General features: G+C 39.3%; 17 protein-coding genes and 1 pseudogene. 5 read left to right on the top strand and 13 right to left on the bottom strand.

Annotated features, from left to right (window positions below; all coding sequences use genetic code 11):
• Positions 1–140: 140 nt before the first annotated feature.
• Genes RMA95_RS07240 through RMA95_RS07230 form a run of 3 tightly spaced genes read right to left on the bottom strand, consistent with a single transcriptional unit; the run spans position 141 to position 2900 of the window.
• A complete protein-coding gene (locus RMA95_RS07240; RefSeq protein WP_049064657.1) occupies positions 141–500 on the bottom strand; it encodes a RidA family protein in 360 nt (119 codons plus the stop codon).
• A 10-nt stretch (positions 501–510) separates the two neighbouring features.
• Positions 511–1614 carry an alanine racemase gene (alr, locus tag RMA95_RS07235; RefSeq protein ID WP_134263399.1) on the bottom strand — a complete coding sequence of 368 codons (1104 nt, stop codon included), beginning with the start codon at positions 1612–1614 and terminating at the stop codon, positions 511–513.
• 20 nt (positions 1615–1634) lie between these two features.
• On the bottom strand, positions 1635–2900 hold the full coding sequence (locus RMA95_RS07230) for a D-amino acid dehydrogenase (RefSeq protein ID WP_311070008.1): 1266 nt from the start codon (positions 2898–2900) through the stop codon (positions 1635–1637).
• Positions 2901–3036: 136 nt separating this feature from the next.
• Between RMA95_RS07230 and RMA95_RS07225 the strand changes: the two genes are divergently transcribed.
• Positions 3037–3504, top strand: a complete 468-nt coding sequence (locus tag RMA95_RS07225) for an Lrp/AsnC ligand binding domain-containing protein (RefSeq protein ID WP_001247568.1) — start codon at positions 3037–3039, stop codon at positions 3502–3504.
• 40 nt (positions 3505–3544) lie between these two features.
• Here the strand turns inward: RMA95_RS07225 and RMA95_RS07220 are convergent, their stop codons facing one another.
• Positions 3545–4690 carry a heparan-alpha-glucosaminide N-acetyltransferase domain-containing protein gene (locus tag RMA95_RS07220; RefSeq protein WP_311070007.1) on the bottom strand — a complete coding sequence of 382 codons (1146 nt, stop codon included), beginning with the start codon at positions 4688–4690 and terminating at the stop codon, positions 3545–3547.
• A gap of 74 nt (positions 4691–4764) precedes the next feature.
• Between RMA95_RS07220 and RMA95_RS07215 the strand changes: the two genes are divergently transcribed.
• Entirely contained in the window at positions 4765–6855 is a 2091-nt protein-coding gene (locus RMA95_RS07215; RefSeq protein ID WP_311070006.1) for a TonB-dependent siderophore receptor, read from the top strand.
• Positions 6856–6899: 44 nt separating this feature from the next.
• Here the strand turns inward: RMA95_RS07215 and RMA95_RS07210 are convergent, their stop codons facing one another.
• The 6 genes from RMA95_RS07210 to RMA95_RS07185 all read right to left on the bottom strand — a co-directional run bounded on the left by RMA95_RS07210 (position 6900) and on the right by RMA95_RS07185 (position 10886).
• The gene (locus tag RMA95_RS07210) at positions 6900–7277 is read right to left on the bottom strand and encodes a nuclear transport factor 2 family protein (protein ID WP_151822154.1); all 378 of its coding nucleotides are present in this window, start codon (positions 7275–7277) and stop codon (positions 6900–6902) included.
• Positions 7278–7305: 28 nt separating this feature from the next.
• On the bottom strand, positions 7306–7686 hold the full coding sequence (locus RMA95_RS07205; protein ID WP_004795383.1) for a ribonuclease E inhibitor RraB: 381 nt from the start codon (positions 7684–7686) through the stop codon (positions 7306–7308).
• A gap of 128 nt (positions 7687–7814) precedes the next feature.
• Positions 7815–8480 (bottom strand): RluA family pseudouridine synthase, encoded by a 666-nt coding sequence (locus RMA95_RS07200; RefSeq protein WP_192455730.1) that lies wholly within the window; start codon positions 8478–8480, stop codon positions 7815–7817.
• A 110-nt stretch (positions 8481–8590) separates the two neighbouring features.
• On the bottom strand, positions 8591–9292 hold the full coding sequence (locus RMA95_RS07195; RefSeq protein WP_023274344.1) for a DUF1003 domain-containing protein: 702 nt from the start codon (positions 9290–9292) through the stop codon (positions 8591–8593).
• Positions 9293–9372: 80 nt separating this feature from the next.
• Positions 9373–9876, bottom strand: a complete 504-nt coding sequence (locus tag RMA95_RS07190) for a DUF2867 domain-containing protein (protein WP_311070005.1) — start codon at positions 9874–9876, stop codon at positions 9373–9375.
• A gap of 527 nt (positions 9877–10403) precedes the next feature.
• Positions 10404–10886, bottom strand: a complete 483-nt coding sequence (locus RMA95_RS07185; protein WP_311070004.1) for a hypothetical protein — start codon at positions 10884–10886, stop codon at positions 10404–10406.
• A 257-nt stretch (positions 10887–11143) separates the two neighbouring features.
• Between RMA95_RS07185 and RMA95_RS07180 the strand changes: the two genes are divergently transcribed.
• Positions 11144–11845: an SDR family oxidoreductase gene (locus RMA95_RS07180; protein WP_002050560.1), complete on the top strand. Its 702-nt coding sequence runs from the start codon at positions 11144–11146 to the stop codon at positions 11843–11845.
• Between the two features lie 98 nt (positions 11846–11943).
• On the opposite strand, the gene RMA95_RS07175 is transcribed toward RMA95_RS07180, so the two are convergent.
• On the bottom strand, positions 11944–13173 hold the full coding sequence (locus tag RMA95_RS07175) for a beta-ketoacyl synthase N-terminal-like domain-containing protein (RefSeq protein WP_311070003.1): 1230 nt from the start codon (positions 13171–13173) through the stop codon (positions 11944–11946).
• Positions 13174–13851: 678 nt separating this feature from the next.
• On the opposite strand from RMA95_RS07175, the gene RMA95_RS07170 reads away from it, so the two are divergent.
• Together RMA95_RS07170 and RMA95_RS07165 are read left to right on the top strand one after the other, a co-directional pair.
• Entirely contained in the window at positions 13852–14124 is a 273-nt protein-coding gene (locus RMA95_RS07170) for a hypothetical protein (protein ID WP_311070002.1), read from the top strand.
• 192 nt (positions 14125–14316) lie between these two features.
• The gene (locus tag RMA95_RS07165; protein ID WP_311070001.1) at positions 14317–14661 is read left to right on the top strand and encodes a hypothetical protein; all 345 of its coding nucleotides are present in this window, start codon (positions 14317–14319) and stop codon (positions 14659–14661) included.
• Between the two features lie 501 nt (positions 14662–15162).
• On the opposite strand, the pseudogene RMA95_RS07160 reads toward RMA95_RS07165, so the two are convergent.
• Both RMA95_RS07160 and RMA95_RS07155 read right to left on the bottom strand, forming a co-directional pair.
• Positions 15163–15462 (bottom strand): annotated as a pseudogene (locus tag RMA95_RS07160) (GNAT family N-acetyltransferase); the annotation flags it as partial.
• A gap of 89 nt (positions 15463–15551) precedes the next feature.
• Positions 15552–16508, bottom strand: coding sequence for a carbon-nitrogen hydrolase family protein (locus RMA95_RS07155; RefSeq protein ID WP_263612668.1), 957 nt, complete (start codon positions 16506–16508; stop codon positions 15552–15554).
• Positions 16509–16576: the final 68 nt, after the last annotated feature.

Genomic DNA, 16576 nt, shown 5'->3' with positions numbered 1-16576 from the left:
CTTTGTTAAGATCAGCAACCTATGGCGAAAATCGAACCGTATGCCATAGGTTACTGAATCTGTTCACCAAAAAATGACTGGATAAACCGTATCTATCTTCCTTCTGTTAGATACATCATCATTTTTGGAGTAAAAACGAATTACTTTTGTGCTGCCGTCACGGCAATTTCAATTAACCAATTTGGATTGACCAAATCAGCCTGAATTGTGGCACGCGATGGAGCAACACACCCTTTTAACCAGTCAACCCAAATTGCATTTACGGTTGAAAAGTCAGAAAGATTTTTCAAATAGAGCTGCGCAGAAAGCAAACGAGATTTATCGGTATCAGCAAGTGCCAAAAGTTCATCAATCGTTGCAAGAATTTCACGAGTTTGGCCTGCCACGTCTTGCTCGGTATTTTTAGGTACCTGACCTGACAAATAAACCACTTTGTTAAAAACAGTCACGGCGCTCATGACTTCGTTAGTGTTAATCTTTTGTATATCTGAATTAGACATTCGGATTTCCTTATACCTGATTAATAAATTGAACACGGGCAGTGACAGCACACATCAGTTCATAACCCACCGTACCGGATGAAACAGCGACATCATCAATAGGTAAAACGACGCCTGTACTTGATTGGCCCCAAAGTACAACTTCACTGCCGACTTTGGCGCTCTCAATGCCTGTTAAATCAACTGCCAACATATCCATGCTGACACGGCCAATTGTACGAGTGCGTACTGAGTCCACTAAAACAGGCGTGCCTGTGGGTGAAATACGTTGATAACCATCGGCATAGCCGCAAGCGACAATCCCAATCGTCATGGGTTGTTCTGCCACAAAGTTTGAGCCATAACCTACGCTTTCATTCGGCTCTAAATGCTGAACGGAAATAATTTCACTGCGTAAGCTCATGGTCGGTTGTAAGCCCCAATCCGCAATACTATGGGTCGGGTAGTCCGGCGAGCTGCCATAAAGCATGATGCCGCTACGGGCATAATCTGATTTGAGCTGGTCTTGATAACGCAGAATTGCCGCACTATTACTTACCGACCTTTCACCCGGTAAATCTTTTACAATTTCTTCAAAGGCAGTAATTTGATAATCAATACCCTGCTGTCCAAATCGATCACCATCTGCATCTGAAAAATGCATCATGTGCGTAATATTGGATACGTTCGCCAAGTTGTTTAAACGCTCCCAAGCCTGAACATAGTGTTGTGGTTTAAAACCAAGACGGTTCATACCACTGTTCATTTTTAGGCAAACATCAAATTGAGCTGGATAAGGATGCTTTTCTACCCACTCGATTTGCGCTTCACTATGAATGGTGAAACTGAGTTGATACTGCACACAATCAAATAAATCTTGAGGAGAAAAAACTCCTTCGAGCAATAAAATTGGACCTGTCCAACCTAGAGCACGAATTCGTTTTGCTTCATCAAGATCAAGTAAGGCAAAGCCATCTGCTGCTTTAAATGCTTCATAAACACGTTCAATGCCATGTCCATAAGCATTGGCTTTTACAACGGCAAAGACCTTACTGTTTGGCATAGCCTTGCGTACCACCGCCAAGTTATTTTGTAAGGCTTGACGGTGGATCACTGCAGTAATAGGACGAGGCATGATTAATTTCCTAACGTCTGTTAAGCCGCATGTGCGTGTGAATAACGCTGAATTGAAAGACCATCGGTACTGATATCAGTCTTATGATTCAATACGATGTCACTGATTAATTTTCCTGAACCACACGCCATGGTCCAGCCTAAAGTACCGTGACCTGTATTCAAGAACAGATTTTTGAAGCGAGTCGCACCAATAATTGGGGTACTGTCTGGAGTCATTGGACGTAAACCTGTCCAGAAAGACGCCTGTGCCATATCACCACCCGGGAACAAGTCCTGAGTCACCATTTGCAAGGTTGCACGGCGGTCTTCGTTTAGACCTAAGTTAAAGCCACTTAACTCTGCCATACCACCTACGCGAATACGTTGGTCAAAACGAGTAATCGCAATTTTGTAGGTTTCATCAAGCACTGTAGATTGCGGAGCAAAAGCAGGGTCAATAATAGGAATCGTCAACGAGTAACCTTTGACAGGATATACAGGTAACTGTAGATCGAGTGGTTTCAAGAAATCACGTGAATAGCTACCAAACGCTAGTACATAACGATCTGCAGTTAAGACCTTACCATTGACCAAAACGCCCTTAATTTGATCGCCTTCAACAATCAACTTTTCTACGTTTTGGTTAAACTGGAAGTTAACACCCAACTCTTTAGCAATTTGAGCTAAAGCATTGGTAAATAAATAACAGTCACCTGTTTCGTCATTTGGTAAATGTAAACCACCAACGAGTTTATCTTGTGCATTTGCCAACGCTGGTTCTACACGACCAAGTTCGTTGCCATTTAATAATTCGTAGCTTACGCCGCACTCTTGTAGCACGCTAATATCGCGTTGAACCGCTTCCATTTGTGCTTCTTTACGGAATAACTGCAACGTGCCTTTTGCACGGTTTTCGTAGTTAATGCCCGTATCTTTTCTAAGTTCACGTAAGCAGTCACGGCTGTATTCAGCCACGCGCATCATACGTTCTTTGTTCACAGCATAACTTTGCGGATTACAGTTTTTTAGCATTTGCGCCATCCACTGTAATTGCCACATGCTGCCATCTAAATTAATCGCAAGCGGAGCATGGTGTTGGAACATCCATTTCACAGCTTTAAAAGGAATTCCTGGTGCTGCCCAAGGAGTCGAATACCCAGGCGAAATTTGACCTGCATTACCAAAACTTGTTTCTTCAGCAGGACCTGACTGGCGATCAAGAACAGTGACCTCAGCTCCTTGTTGAGCTAGATAATAGGCACTTGCCACTCCAATAACGCCGCTACCTAAAACAATTACGCGCATTTCCATTCCCTCACGCACACCAGTTTATTTCACTAGTATATTTCTGCTTCAATAGTTTATTTCACTGTTTTTCAGGCTATAATCTAGGTAAATTTATGTTTTTCTCACGAGAATTTTAAAAAAAGAGGAAATATCTATGCGCCCCCTAGATCGTATAGATCGCATGATTCTGGACATTTTGCAGCGTGAAGGACGAATTGCGATTAGTGAATTGGCATCGAGAGTCAACCTATCGACCACCCCCTGTTCAGAGCGTGTAAAGCGTCTCGAACGCGATGGCATTATCATGGGTTATTACGCCCGTTTAAACCCAGCTTACGTAGACCGCAACCTTCTCGTCTTTTTAGAAATTAAGTTATCTGCCAAATCTGGTGATGTATTTGACCAAGTGGCCAGAGACTTAGTTGAGATTCCTGAAGTGCTCGAATGTCATCTTATTTCAGGTGAATTTGACTACCTTGTAAAAGCGCGTTTAAAAGAAATGAGCGCATACCGCCGCTTATTGGGAGATCTATTAAAGAAACTTCCCGCTTCGGCATCGTCACACAGTTATGTGGTCATGGAAGAAGTCAAAGAAACTCTATATCTAGATGTGAGTAAGTAAAGCGAGTTCTCTCTAAACTTGCTTTACTCACGTTTGAAAATTAGAAATATTTTAAAATCGAAATATGTTTATTTTGATGTTTGAACTTTGAGAACCACTTAACCGCTGGGTAGAGTGCAAAAGACAGCACAATCGTAATTAACCACAGCATCCATACATGGTTGACCGACAAGTAATTTCCGTGGTTGGCTCCCCACATATTTAGTGCAAACACATACATCAGTTTCAGCACATATAAATGCAATAAATAAAAGAACATAGGCACCGAGCCAAACACCACCAATGGTTTTAAAAATGAATATTGCTGCATATGCTCAAAAGCAACCAACACAATCAAACCGATCCCAACATTTAGCAAAATAAATAACAAAGATGGTGGATACTTGGTGAGATTAAAAAAGCTCATCAAACTCAGTTGTAATGACTCAAAATACTGCCATGGCTGATCACCATAAACATTAATAAAACGTAGTAAAACAAATAACCCAATACTTGCCAAACCAAGGCTGAGTAAAGCGCGGCCTCTTTGCTTTGCTGTATATTTTGAACTAAATAACTGACCTAAAACGTAGCCTAATAAAATCACCCCAATCCAAGGTAAAACAGGGTAACTTGTACGAAGCTTGATACCCGCAAATTCAATCCAGCCACGTTCATGTAAAACGAACCATATATTCTGTAGGATGCCTTGTGAGAAGTGCACAGAATCTAATAAGTTGTGCCCAAAAATAATGACCAACGCTACACCAGCAAGAATTGGCAAAGGCAAACTTACACAACAAGCTAGCACCACCATGCTAATACCGATCGCCCAAATCACCTGTAAGTAAATGACTTCGGGTGGAAAAGTCACTGTCCATGCAAAATTCACAAGCGTAAGCTCTAATACAATCAAAAATAAGCCGCGTTTTAATAGAAAAGCACGTGTTTGCTGTAAATTTTGTTTTTTTGACTGAAATAAAAATGCAGAAATACCGGTTAAAAGTACAAAAACCGGAGCGCAAATATGTGCCAATAATCGACTGCCAAATAATGCTGGTTCTGTTACTGTTACGTCCATTGGATCGGTAACCTGTTTATGTAAATAGAAAGTTTCTCTTACATGGTCGAGCAACATAATGATGATCACCAAACCACGCAATGCATCAATCGACTGTAAACGTTCAATATTCTTTTCTAAAGACATAGCAGTAATCAACAAAATAATGTAACGTTATACTATTACATTATAGTTCTTTTGTCTTTCATGGCTGATTATTTATGCAACACAAATTAGGATTGTTGTCTTCGTTGGGTCTATCATTTATATCGACATTCACTTGGGCAGAAGAAACATCAACGGTACTTGAAACTATACGTATTCAGGCTGAAAGCACCCAAAAAGATGTGAGCCAAAATAGCTCGGCGACTAAATTCTCTCACGATGTTTTAGACGTACCTTTTAACCGTGCTTATGTTTCAAAACAAATGATGGAACAACAAGACGTTCAACGGATTGATGACGCATTAAGCTTGGTGAGTGGGGTTTTTCATCAAAACAGTTTTGGTGGCGGCTTTTGGGATAATTACTCTTTCCGTGGTTTTAATACCGATCCCAATTTAGGTGCCTCTATGATCCGTAATGGTTTGAGTGTCAACCGAGGGATTAGCGCTCTAAAAGATGTAGTGAACATTGAATCTTTAGAGTTTTTAAAAGGGCCGATGGCAGCTTTATATGGCCGCGGCGAAACAGGTGGTTTGCTGAACCTCAACAGTAAAAAACCACAGTGGGAAAGCGAAAGTGAAGTTAACCTACGCGCCAATACCCAAGAACAATATCGAATTAGTCTGGAGCATACCGCGCCTATTAACGATGAACTGGCCTATCGCGTAGCCGTGGCTCACGAAGATAATCAAAGCTTCCGTGATCATGTCAGCAGTGAACGCTGGTTCTTTTCACCACAGCTCACATGGAAAATTTCAGACCAGACACAACTCGACTTTGACAGTGAATTTACAGAGCATAAAGGAACCTTTGACCGCGGTGTCAGCACAGTCAATCATGAGTTTGTGATGGACCCGAAAACCTTTACAGGTGAACCTGACGATGGCGATTTAAAAATAAAAGATTACTTTTACCAATTACGTCTAAGTCACGAATTTAACCCTGACTGGAAACTAAACAGTGCTGTCAGTTATAAAGACGCCAAAATGGTCGGCTTTGCAACCGAGCCTCGCCGTATGCAAGCCGATGGACGTACTTTAGAGCGTCAACGTCGCTATCGTGATTATACAAGTGAAGATGTTCTGGCTCAGACAGAGTTACTTGGCAAGGTTGATACGTCGTGGGCTCGTCATGAAATTTTACTTTCAACTGAACTTGGTCAACTCGATTATAAGCAAAACCAGCTTCGTCGCAATCACAGCACAAGCTCAACAAACACAATTGATATCTACCAACCTGAATACGGCAAATATTTACCGAACTTAGCTCCGTTTACTAACACCAAAGAACAGCAGCGTTACTTTGCGCTTAATTTACAAGACCAGATCTTTTTCAATGATCAGTGGAGTGTGCTATTCGGCAATCGTTTTGATCAGGTCGAACAAGACTTTAAAAATCACCTGACACAGACTGAAAGCAACCAGACACTTCATCAAAATAGTCCGCGTTTCGGAGTAAATTTTAAAGCCTCTGACCAATGGTCGTTTTATACCAACTATGGCCGCTCGTTTGCCATGAATAGTGGTATGAACCGAAATGGTCAGACTTTTGCCCCTGAAAAAGGCGAAAGCTACGAGGTCGGTACCAAATATAAAGTGAATGACCAAAGTGTGCTGAGTCTCGCTTTGTTTAAAATGAAAAAACGAAATGTACTCACAACCGATCCGATCGACAGTAACTTTCAAACTGCAGCAGGCGAAGTAAGCAGTAAAGGAATTGAGTTTGACTTAAATAGCCAAATCACTGACCGTTGGTTCGTCAATGCAAACTATAGTTATACCGATGCTCAAATTGAAAAAGACCAAGACTTGGCAAAGGGTGCACGTCTAAGCAATGTTCCAAAACACCAAGGCGCTGTAAGTACTAACTATGAGTTTCTACAAGAAGGTCCACGAAAAGCAGGCGTAGGTGCCAACCTTACTTATGTAGGCGAACGCAGTGGACATAATCTTGATAATGGCTTTAATTTACCAAGTTATACACTGGTCAATCTAAATGGCTACTATGCCCCATCAGACCGCTTACGCTATCAGCTGAATGTGAACAACCTGTTTGATAAAACTTACTATGTTTCAAGCTATAGCGATTTATGGGTTCAACCAGGAGAACCACTCAACGCTTCAATTTCGGCACAGTGGAAGTTTTAATTCATACATAAATAAAAAGCCCGAATTATTTCGGGCTTTTTTTATTAGAACATACCATTTTCATTGACGATTGGGTCGGGCTGTACTTGGCCAATATCCCAAAACTCAGCAATTTTTCCATTTTCAAAACGACAAATATGAACCACGGCCAAGGTGGTTAACCCATTCATTTGCATTTCAAGTTTAGAATGCACGGCCACCAAATCGCCCTCTTCAATGACATGTTGAACGTCAAAGACTTTGTTTGGAGTTTCCGCCGCGCTTTCACGCATCCCTTCTCTTAAAGAAGTTGCATCACCCGCATAATAAGGGTTGTGATGCTTGAAGTTCGGTGCGGTGTAATTGCTATAGGCTTCATCGACTTCGCCAGCTGCGGCAAGCTCTAAAAACCGTACTGCAATTTGTTTTTGAGATAGGTTCATGATTATCTCCTACTCTTTATTTTAGACCTTACTGCAACAGGTCATCTTCGTCGTCGCCTTCCTCGAAGACATAGGCCATACAACCCCATCCATCATATTCACCTTGAAATTTTTCAGCGATGCTAGCAAACCATTGTTCCAAATCAACAATATCTGAATACTCAGGTTCCATATTGACAAAGATGGTAATCACCCACTCGTTTGGCTCAACAGAGTCATCTTGGAAAAGTGAAACTTTTTGTTCTTGGTAAAGTAAATAGAGTGCACATTGCTCTGCATTTTTTTGATCTTGAAAAGCAATTGAAAATTCAATTTCATGCAGCTCGGTTAAATCATCCCCATCTTCAGCCATTTGCCAAAGTACATTGCCGTTATCGTCATCTGGAAATTGTTCGTAGTCACGAGTCATAAAGTGATCCTTGTTGTTGTCGCAGTATTAATATTATTCGACATCAAGAATACCCGACTTTTATTGCAGTTTGGGTATATATTCCGTTCCCAATTGCATCAAATTGAATTTTTAATTGTATATAAATTTTAAAAAGGCACTTGGGATTGAATGACCACATCTGTGCCTTTCAATGGATGCTGAAAAGCCAGATACGCAGCATGTAAAGCCATACGGCTTAAATGAAAACGTTTCGGTTCAGGATGGTATAACTTGTCACCCATAATCGGGTGTCCAATATGCATCATGTGCACACGTAACTGGTGCGAACGCCCTGTGACTGGTTCAAGTAACACTCGACTTTGATCGATTTTTTCATCATAAACCAAAGGCTGAAACAAGGTTTTAGCGTGTTTGCCTAGTTCAAAATGTACAATTTGTCTTGGGCGATTTTCCCAGTCAGTAATGAGAGGAACTTCAACACTACCCTCTTGTGCGACTTGGCCTTGCACCAAAGCAATATAATGTTTTTTGACTGTTCTGGCCTGAAACATTTTACTTACCGCAACTTCTGCATCACGGTGCTTGGCAAACATAAGTAGGCCCGACGTTGCCATATCTAAACGATGCGTCACTTTAGCCAAAGGAAACTTTTCTAGCACCCTTAAATAAGCACTGTCATGATGCTCAGGTAAGCGACCCATCACAGACAACAATCCCGCAGGTTTATCAACCACAATCAAATCGTCATCTTCAAATAAAATTGAAAGCGGATCTTGTGGTGGAGCGTAAACAAAGTTGTCATTTAAAGGCATGGTCGTAGAAACAGCAATGGAGCATGGCGGCAGATCATAAAGAAATTTCAGACCTACCGCAAAACAATCTATAAGCTATGCTCATGTTCCACGTGAAACTCGAAAAATCTTTATCGCTTTTTATTCATTTCAGCTAAAAGATCGAGCTGAATTTCTTGAATATGTGCAAGCCTTTCCCACTGATGCGATAAAAGATGATCCATTTTTTCATGTAAATGACGAATCTCAAGCTCAGCTTTTAAATTAATTTGATAGTCATGTTGCGAACGTAAGCGATCTTTGGCTTCTTGACGGTTCTGACTCATCATAATGACAGGTGCCTGAATTGCAGCCAAACATGACAAAATCAGGTTAAGCAAAATAAATGGATAAGGATCAACAGGATGCACCACCATCACTACGGTATTAAAAAGGATCCAAGCCACTAAAAACAGCCCAAAACAAGTTAAAAAGACCCAACTTCCACCAAATGAAGCTATTTTATCTGCTAACTTTTCACCCAAAGTCCAATTCTGATCGAACTCTGTCTCTGTATTACGAGTAATGAGTTCATGCCGTTGCATACTACCAATTACTTCATTCTCCAAAGTGGTTAGCTCCCCCTTTTCTGAACGTAATAGGGACTGCACATATTTAATACGGTAGTCCGCCAAATCAGCACGACAAATAAAAGTTGAAAAAGACCACTCTGGATAATCTTTCAAGATTTCTTCACCAATCACATCTCGAATGACTTCACCAGAGACCAGATCTTTCAAGGGAAAACTCTTTCCGCATACGGCGCATTGGCGATACTGATTTTTATTGTCCATATTATTCAGCCCATTATTATGATAATAAGATTAGTATATAAACGATTTCGGCCTAACACATCGTAAATAAAAATAGTGCTCTAACCCAATATCTGTAAAGTTGCTGGCACTATTTTTCGGTGGGCAGGAATCACAGGCACCATGTACAGTCTTCCAAGCCAATTTTTAATATGTACTACTGTAGTCACTGTAAGCACTTGGCTATCTTCATTTTTATAAACAGATAAAGTCACATTTAAGTGCTTGTCATCGTCTCCAATCACTAACTCATTTTCGGTACGTTGCCGTAAGGTAAAAATTCCAATTCGGTCGCCTGCGACATACTCATTTTCTTTTTTATTCGAATCAATTTGCTTAAAACTTCCTAAATCTTTAAGCCCAATCTTTGAAGTAATTTTATTACGCATATTCATGCTCCACTCTATCCACGCTGGAGTGTGTTGAAATAGCTTAATAAGTTGTTGAAATACGTTCAGGTCGGGCTGACCAAGCACAATACTCCACGAGTCGTGGAAGTAAGCATTGTTCAATTGAGATGAGATTTGACTGTCGGTAGGTAAAGCAGAAAGATAAGGCTTATTCATAAATTATATTCTTGTAAAGTATCGTTTTTATTATAGAGAATTTTTTAGGGTGTCAAGGGAAAACATCTATGGTTTACTTCAACAATTATAACTTTGTAAGTTAGAACCTTATGCCTATAAACTTTTGATCTATAGCGTCCTAAGCCGAATCGAGACCTTTTGGGTGAGTACACACTAACGTTATACGTTTTGGTGCATGCTACTCTTTTCGATCCCTATCACACCCTTGAGATATAGTTTAGCCAGCACCCTGCGGGATTGTTTTTCTAAGAAAAGCTAATTTTTAATATTTTTGGGAATTTTTACGTCATTAGACAAATTTAAAAGAATTTATTCCCATTTAGCCATAATTAGTTATATTTAAATTCCAATTTATTTGTATTTTTCGGTTTATTTTACCAAACCATTAACTGTTTTAAGCAATTAGGCACCCGACTATAAAAAGAGTCTAACGCCAGTGAAGTATGATTTGTCTATGTAGAATCTCTTGCGCTTAGACCACAAGAGAACTCTACTTTTCATTCCTGCTATTTACACTTGTTCGTTATATTAAACTTTGGAGATTCATTGAAACTCACTAAGGTAAAGCTTCTATCGATGAAGTTTTCTGTATCTTCATTAGGTGTATGAAAAATCCATTCTGAAATACCATTACTTTTTAAAATAACCTCAAAGTTAAAATTACTTCCCATATTCTTATCTTGGAAATACACCTCATACTCATTAGGCTTAATTTTCAAAATTTTAGTTACTTTATAAAATGGTTGATCAGGGGTATCAAATGAGAATTTAATGGACTGATTCTTTTGATCAAAACTTACAGAATTAATATTCGTAGAGCTTTCTTTCTTATTCGCCTCCACAGCACACTCATAGATCCATTTCTCTGGTTTATCCTTATAAATATAATAATTATTCTTTTCTTGAAACTTTAAAAAAAATTCACTCACAGTATTAGCAAAAGAAAGACTAGGAACAACCAATAAAAAATATAAGAAAATAATCCTCATTTACAAACACCTACACTCACAATATTCTTAACCTTACTTTTAGCTATAGTGAAAAAAGATAATTTTTTCATCCTCTTATTCTCTAAATAAGTATCCCATCCAGACCATTCAAAACCAACTGACTTAATTAATGTTTTTCATATTTTTGTCTCGTTCTTTCTGCATTATTTTTAGATTTAATTTTTTCGCTTGAATACATTATAAAAACATATTATAAACTATTTCTAACCAAATAATTGGTTTTTTGGAACTTTATAATGAACAACAATATTATAATTTTTGGTTATGGAACAGGTATTTCCAAAGCCGTAGCACATAAGTTTGGTAAAGAAGGCTATAAAATCGGTTTAGTGGCACGTAATGCTGAAAAACTCGAAAAAGCCATTTTAGAACTTAAAGCACAAGGTATTGAAGCTTACGCTTTTACATGTGATTTAGCAGTTCTTGAAGATATACCAAACCTAATTAAACGCATTAAAGATCAATTAGGAGAGATTAAAAATATTCATTGGAATGCTTTCCATGATATTGAAGGCAATATCTTAAAAACCCCTCCACTAGAGCTTACTAAAAGCTTTCATATTCGTGTTTCGAGCTATATTGCGACGGTACAAGCTTGCTTAGGTGATTTAGAGAAGAACCACGGTAGTATTTTATCGACAAACGGAATTTTTGCTTTCGATGCAGTAGGCATCGACTTGGTTGCCAAAGAGTACTCATCGTTAGCAACTACTGCTGCCGCTCAATATAAAGCCACCAATTTGCTTGCTCATAGTCTTGCTGACTCAAATGTTTATGTTAGCCAAGTGATTGTAAATGGCTTTGTAGATGGAACCCCTGAAGCGAAGGATAAAACCTACGCGGTGCATCCAGAAACAGTTGCGGATCAGTTCTGGTACTTACACCAGCATAAACAAGAAACGGTTTCTCTGTGTGGTGAAGCCATTCAAGCTGCTTAAACTATTTCTGATGAGAGAAAAAGCGTAATCCATTACGCTTTTCTTAACTTTTTAAATTTATTCTTTTTCTCACGCCCATATATATTTCGAGTTTTAAATTACCCTTCCCATTTTCTAAAAACCAGACAGGTATTTACCCCACCAAAACCAAAGCTATTACTCATGACCGTTTTTAGTTCGGTTTCTCGGCTTGTTTGAACAATATCGAACTTTTTAGCTTCTTCGCGCAGTTCGGTAATATTAATACTCGGCGCGATAAAGTTATTTTGCAGCATTAAAATAGAATAAATAGCCTCGTGTACGCCTGCTGCCCCCAAACTATGCCCAGTCATCGACTTGGTCGAACTCAGTGGCGGTACTTTTTCGCCACTAAAAGCTCTTTCTATGGCCAATAGTTCTGGAATGTCGCCTGCTGGCGTTGAAGTACCATGCGTGTTGATATAGTCGATGGTGTCAGAGCCGTTTTGCTTGGCTTCTGCGAGTGCCAATTTGATGCAACGAGTCGCGCCTTCACCACTTGGAGCCACCATATCGACACCATCACTATTGGCAGCATAGCCAACCACTTCAGCCAAGATTTTTGCTCCGCGTTTTTGGGCATGGCTTAAAGACTCCAAAACCACCATGCCACCGCCGCCAGCGATCACAAAGCCGTCGTTATCGACTGAATATGGGCGTGAAGCTGTTTCTGGGGCATCGTTGTATTTAGAGCATAATGCGCCCATTGCATCGAATATTGCAGTTTGCGACCAATGGTCTTCTTCGCCGCCACCTGCCAGCATGAGGTCTTGTTTACCAGCAGCAATAAGGTGATATGCATAGCCAATTGCATCGGCTGAAGTCGCACAGGCACTCGCGATAGATTGAGATACGCCTTTTAGGTTGAAAGCACGTGACAGATTAGCGCTAATGGTATTTGTTAGGTAGCGTGGTGCTAAATCAGGCGATACTTCGCTTGCGCCTTTTTCTTTTAAGGTGTTTAGCATGTCGATGATAGACGCTGTTGAAGTGCCGCCTGTTCCTCCAATCACGCCATATTTTGAGTTGTTGGCAATGTCACTTGCGTTAAGCTTGGCGTGTTGTAACGCATCGAGTGCCGAGTTATAGGCATACATCGCGCAAACGCCCATGTGTTTTTTTAATTCTGGATCAATATTTTCAAAATTCATTTCGGCAGTGGCGCTCACATGACTCCGAAAGTTTAGTTTTGCATAGACATCGTTATAGCGAATGCCTGAGCGGCCTGCTTTTAAGGACTCGGTTACTGTCTCTAATGTATTTCCAATACAAGAATTAATTCCCATACCTGTGATGACAACTCGTTCCATTCTTATCTCTATAAAAACGACAAAAATAGATCTTAACAATCAAGTTCTTTTTTGGAACTGGCAAAATATTTCTATATTTATTATTTTTTCTCATCGAATATAAATAAAAAGTTAATAATAATATTTTTATTTTAAAATCTATTTAGTTTTATTATTAAATCAAAAATATTTTAAATATTAAATTGACGTATTTAAAATCACCGATTATTATTTCGTTGCTGGCCTACATTGCCAGACGGTTTTGACAGACCGTAAGCTCATAGCGGATTGTAGTTATACTATAATTCGTTAGACCCTTGCGTCCCCTTTCTTTGCGGTAGGACGGGAGGGGGACGCCCTGTGCGTGCTGGGTCTATGAGCTCCAGTCTGTCAACCCCCTTTCGTTCTACCACCCTAATTAATTCGCGGTAATCTGGTGGTAGGACTCCATTTTTTAAGGAGTTGACCATGACACTTTTCAAACTCATTTTCTCTGTTTTTTAACTATTTTATTGATTTAAAATTTGGTTTTTTACGCCTTATTTTTTTAAATTTATAAACTAATTTTATTTTAAAATTTTAATTATTTTATTTTCCTGTATTTATAAGAGGATTAACTTTTATTTAAAAAATTATTTTAAATCTCAAAATCATTATATTTTTATTTTAGTTAAAGACATAAATAAACATGAGAATAATATGAAAATTTATAAACCGCTTTTGGCTTTAAGTTTCATAGTTGGCAGCTACGGCGTTTCGGTTTACGACCAAGAGACTCATCAAGAGTTTAAAAAAATTTGCCTGTCAGGTGGCCATGGCGAGTCGAGCTGTGACTGTATTTACCAAGCTTATTCCCCGAAAATGATGCAGCGCCTCGAACATGTCAGTTTGCAAAGTCCTGTTCTCCCACGGGACTTTGCCCCTACTTTTTTAAGCACCATGCAGCGGTGTGACAAAAGTAGTCTGGGCTAAGCGTTGGCTTAGCTCTTTATCTCTGTGTCGCAATGGTGTTGTACTTTAAATCAGCGCAAAAAATTAAAGTCTGTTGTGGCACAGAGGCCTAAGTTGTTTGATTTGCCGAACGAGCATTTTTAAAAATCACATCAACTTTATAACCAATCAAGTTATGCTGTGCTTACATTCAACTTTTGAACATTTATTAGAATGAATTACACATGGGATGAATTTGAGCAAAGACTTATCACCTATAGAGATGTAAGGATTGATCTTACAAGAGTTTTAGATGCGTATGAGCTTCAAATAAAAGAACTTCTTCAACAAATTCAATTGTTAGCTTATGAAGATTCTTTGCCTATATTTAATCAGTTATATGAAATACAAGATCATTTAGCTACTGCCAAGTTTCGCTATGACCTCGACCTAAATGAAGCTTTAGATATATTCGTTTATCATTTCGATAGAGATGACAAAGCGCTGATAAGCCAATATTGGTACCAAAAACTCAAGAAAAACAAAGATATTCTTTGGCCTTTACCTCAAAATGAATAGTAGCTTGTACGTTTTAACCTACAAACTTTTAAGGTTTTTGCGGATTGGCGACATCCTGCTTTTTTCCTAATATGAAGTCATACAGGAACAGGATGTTCCGGAACATAAAACAACAATAATAGGTTCATGCATCAGGATTGTGAGATACGACAGGAGTCATATCTAGTACCCAAATACGAAAAAGCCCAACAGGATGTTGGGCTTTTTTTATATCTGAATATTTAGAGAAAATTTTAGGGTTTAAACGGCTGAATCATTCTTCAATGTAAGATTTTTCTTACAAGCTTTTAAGGTTTTTGCGGATTGGCGACTCCCCGCTTTTTTCTTAATATGAAGTTATACAGGAACAGGATGTTCCGGAACACAAAACAACAATAATAGGTTCATGCATCAGGATCGTGAGATACGACAGGAGTCATATCTAGTACCCAAATACGAAAAGGCCCAACAGGATGTTGGGCTTTTTTTATTGCTGTTTAAAAATGCTTTGAAAGAAAATTTTCATATTGTTTTATTCACTATATATCTTTGAACTACTTGTTCGAGGGTAATTTCGGAATGAAGACGGCCCTTGTTTGCTTCAATAAGTTTTGCAGAAGCAAAATTAGATTTATAACAATGTATATGTAACTCAGTTAGGCCCAGCTTCCATGCCTCCTGAATTGTAAGCTCCAACAATTTTGAACCAAAATTTTGTTTCCGTTTAGAAGGACGAATACCTAACCCAATATGTCCACCACAATATTGAATCTGTTCATTGAGTTTAAGGCGCAAGTTCGATGCACCAATAATTTCATTACCCTAAAGCGTACTGTTCAATCAATACCACGTGAGCATCTTCACGACCTGTTAATCACTATTTGTTTAATTGGAATCTATTTTTACTTCAACTAATTTTGCCAAGGAAACTTTTTCAGTCGATGTCTCACGCGATACATCAATCCGCCATGCAGGTTGCCGACATGCCATGCTAATTTTGAAGTCAGGGTCATATCAGGAATCCAATAACGTGATTGTAAGGGTAAGACAGGTTTAGGTTCAGCCAATTCAATCTCTGCGGCGATATACCCTTCACCATCCGCTAAACTCATACGTGCCAACACATTTCCAGTAGCATCACAGATTTGTGTTTCACCCACCATTTCCGTTAACCATTTGACGTAAGGTAACATCGGCATATCACTCAGGATTTCTCCGACATGGGCAGCATGTACCACTGGAATACCTGTTAAACGTGCCATTTGTGCAGGCAGTGCTTCACTTTGATGTTTATATATTTCATGTTCACGACGCATCCATGTACCCAAAAACCCATACCAATTAATCGGCATGGAGTACCAACACATTCCGCCTAAAATCAACTGTGCTTGCTGTTCTCGCACACGTTTAGCTGTGCGAAATCTTGCCCACTCCCAGCCCGACAGCAAAGCAACTTTACAGTTTAAGCTTGTCGAATCCACCTTCCCATCGTCCGAACCACCACGATAAAAGTTTTGCTCCCATGCAGTTGGAATATCTTTGTCATGCAGATGATAATCGCCATTACGCTCCACCATGACATAACTGCCATAAGTATGCCCATCACGTATCGCTACAAATCCACCTGTGATCACCACATTTAATTGCTTAGCTAAGCGGATTAAAAGCTGTAAGGGCTTGCCCTCTAAAGGTTGTGGTGTAAGCAACGCCTGTGGTGAATAAACGTTTGGAGAAGTCATCGACTCAGGAAGTACGATCACATCAGGCGTATGCTCTTGATGTGCAGCTAAAATCAATTGTTCAAGTTTTTTTAAATTTGCTTCAACCTTTCCTAACTGTAATGCAGGCTGAATGGCAACGATTTTCATATATGTAATTCTTTTGAGTACTCATAAAAAGCTTAGCATCGAATCTTAGAAATACTTTGACCGTACTG

It is taken from the genome of Acinetobacter sp. V110_1 (assembly GCF_031798975.1).
Classification (GTDB): domain Bacteria; phylum Pseudomonadota; class Gammaproteobacteria; order Pseudomonadales; family Moraxellaceae; genus Acinetobacter; species Acinetobacter nosocomialis_A.
This window is presented reverse-complemented; position numbering and strand designations above follow the sequence as displayed.

Coding starts and splice junctions, on each gene's coding strand:
- RMA95_RS07230 (WP_311070008.1), bottom strand. CDS start 2,900: ATGCGCGTAATTGTTTTAGGTAGCGGCGTTATTGGAGTGGCAAGTGCC.
- RMA95_RS07220 (WP_311070007.1), bottom strand. CDS start 4,690: ATGTCTTTAGAAAAGAATATTGAACGTTTACAGTCGATTGATGCATTG.
- RMA95_RS07240 (WP_049064657.1), bottom strand. CDS start 500: ATGTCTAATTCAGATATACAAAAGATTAACACTAACGAAGTCATGAGC.
- RMA95_RS07205 (WP_004795383.1), bottom strand. CDS start 7,686: ATGACTCGTGACTACGAACAATTTCCAGATGACGATAACGGCAATGTA.
- RMA95_RS07165 (WP_311070001.1), top strand. CDS start 14,317: ATGAATTACACATGGGATGAATTTGAGCAAAGACTTATCACCTATAGA.
- RMA95_RS07210 (WP_151822154.1), bottom strand. CDS start 7,277: ATGAACCTATCTCAAAAACAAATTGCAGTACGGTTTTTAGAGCTTGCC.
- RMA95_RS07185 (WP_311070004.1), bottom strand. CDS start 10,886: ATGAGGATTATTTTCTTATATTTTTTATTGGTTGTTCCTAGTCTTTCT.
- RMA95_RS07200 (WP_192455730.1), bottom strand. CDS start 8,480: ATGCCTTTAAATGACAACTTTGTTTACGCTCCACCACAAGATCCGCTT.
- RMA95_RS07180 (WP_002050560.1), top strand. CDS start 11,144: ATGAACAACAATATTATAATTTTTGGTTATGGAACAGGTATTTCCAAA.
- alr (WP_134263399.1), bottom strand. CDS start 1,614: ATGCCTCGTCCTATTACTGCAGTGATCCACCGTCAAGCCTTACAAAAT.
- RMA95_RS07155 (WP_263612668.1), bottom strand. CDS start 16,508: ATGAAAATCGTTGCCATTCAGCCTGCATTACAGTTAGGAAAGGTTGAA.
- RMA95_RS07195 (WP_023274344.1), bottom strand. CDS start 9,292: ATGGACAATAAAAATCAGTATCGCCAATGCGCCGTATGCGGAAAGAGT.
- RMA95_RS07190 (WP_311070005.1), bottom strand. CDS start 9,876: ATGAATAAGCCTTATCTTTCTGCTTTACCTACCGACAGTCAAATCTCA.
- RMA95_RS07215 (WP_311070006.1), top strand. CDS start 4,765: ATGCAACACAAATTAGGATTGTTGTCTTCGTTGGGTCTATCATTTATA.
- RMA95_RS07175 (WP_311070003.1), bottom strand. CDS start 13,173: ATGGAACGAGTTGTCATCACAGGTATGGGAATTAATTCTTGTATTGGA.
- RMA95_RS07225 (WP_001247568.1), top strand. CDS start 3,037: ATGCGCCCCCTAGATCGTATAGATCGCATGATTCTGGACATTTTGCAG.
- RMA95_RS07170 (WP_311070002.1), top strand. CDS start 13,852: ATGAAAATTTATAAACCGCTTTTGGCTTTAAGTTTCATAGTTGGCAGC.